Origin of the sequence: Idiomarina xiamenensis 10-D-4, from assembly GCF_000299895.1 — a bacterium.
GTDB classification, from domain to species: domain Bacteria; phylum Pseudomonadota; class Gammaproteobacteria; order Enterobacterales; family Alteromonadaceae; genus Idiomarina; species Idiomarina xiamenensis.
In genome coordinates this window covers 1-1584 of record NZ_AMRG01000041.1, presented here as the reverse complement: position 1 = coordinate 1584, position 1584 = coordinate 1, and the positions used below count along the sequence as shown (strand labels likewise).

Below are 1584 nucleotides of genomic sequence, written 5' to 3'. Positions count from 1 at the left end.
CTGTATATCGGCCGCGCTTGACCAAAGGCGTGGAAAGCTTGTTGCTACATTTGTATAATTACTTTCAATTCATCGACACCTAATTCAGCTAATCATCTTCATTGAAAGCTTCTTTACCGTCAAAGAACTTTGTCACGCAGCCATTATCATCAAAAGAAACAAAGTAACGCTCTGATGAAATCAATGGCGTTAACCAAACATCTACATTCTCTTTTTCCAGATGGTCCATTATCTGCTCCTTGACAAAAAAGTACTGTAAATAATAATCACCATTTAGTTTTGAAAAAAGCTTTTCGAAGTTGACAGACGTTACATATGGAGACTCTTCGAAATCAAGCTTTATATAGTAATCAGGTTTTTTCTTGTAATAAAAATCTTTTTCAAGAATCATTTGCGGGTTACTTTCACCGTTCAGTTGAATAACAGAATAGTTAAAATCGGCTTTATCTAGTCCAGTGGTTCCTTCGGGCATATAAACCGATGAATTTGGGCTTGATACAAAATAACTAATTTTAAAGTCGGCACAAGAATTAACCTGATATTCAAATTCTACAGAAGCAATAGTATTTATGAGTGCTTCTTCGGCAAAGCTTGGATGAAATAAGAAACAAAGACCTGTAAAGTAATAACGTAAACTCATCAGTATCCTACTATATATCTAGAGTAACTTTCGGCGTCATTAACTGCTTTCAAGTTAAAAGCCTTACTCATCACTTGAGGGTAATTCATGAATGAGAAGGAATGCCCTGCCCCGGCAAGGTGGGCGAACTCATGCGCTAACACCCCTGCCTGACTTGTATGGTTTGATATCAACGATGCCATGTCAAAAAAGCCTGCCTCTACAAAAACATGACTGCCTAAATTTGGTACAACACAAGCAAATGACATTCCACAAAACCCATTCACCTTAACAAAAGTCTGCATAGTCGCTTTCTCAGCATAGCGCGCAATACCTTTTAACCTTGACACTACGGTACCCTGCTCCCTCGTGCCTCCAAAGTATCGGCTCATACGTTCCTTATCACCGTTTTGTCCAATACGCATTACGCGCTCTGCTGTATTCGACTTTACCGTACCCAGTGCATCAGTCAGTTGAGCTTGCTCTGACTGACTAAATTTGCCAACTCCGTCTTCCACCGCTTGCCAATATTCGCTGCTTGTTTTAGTCGCTACACTACCGCTACTACCATACAACTTCGCGATTGTTTCCCTAGACACTCCAGCACGCTCTAACTGCATGGCTGTCGCCGACTCTTTAACCGTTGACGTGTTAAAGCCATATTGCGCAATGCCTTCTGCGATACTTCCCGTTATCGCGCCAACCATAGCGCCATTAACTGCGCCTTTTAACGACCCCGTCATGATGGCACCACCGGCAAAGCCCGCCGCAGCACCTCCGACTGCCGCCCCCACAAACCCTGCTGCACTCGCACTCATGCCTGAGCCTAGCGCCCAACCCGCAGCCCAACCGCTCGCGGCACCAAAGGTTACATAAGACACCACCGCCGCAGCGACAACTCGCCAATATTTTTTCACAAACTTGGTCAGTGACTTAAAGAAATACCCACTGGGGTCAGTATAGCT

General features: G+C 43.6%; 2 protein-coding genes. Both read right to left on the bottom strand.

The annotated features are described in order from the left end of the window. Nucleotides 1–88 precede the first annotated feature (88 nt). Nucleotides 89–640: a hypothetical protein gene (locus A10D4_RS13270; RefSeq protein ID WP_008490128.1), complete on the bottom strand. Its 552-nt coding sequence runs from the start codon at nucleotides 638–640 to the stop codon at nucleotides 89–91. Beyond that, a partial coding sequence (locus A10D4_RS13265; protein WP_008490127.1) for a M35 family metallo-endopeptidase occupies nucleotides 640–1584 on the bottom strand: 945 nt, incomplete at its 5' end. The genes A10D4_RS13265 and A10D4_RS13270, both read right to left, overlap by 1 nt.

Excerpts from the sequence above, each read along its gene's own strand:
- A10D4_RS13270 (WP_008490128.1), bottom strand. The coding sequence starts at position 640 with ATGAGTTTACGTTATTACTTTACAGGTCTTTGTTTCTTATTTCATCCA.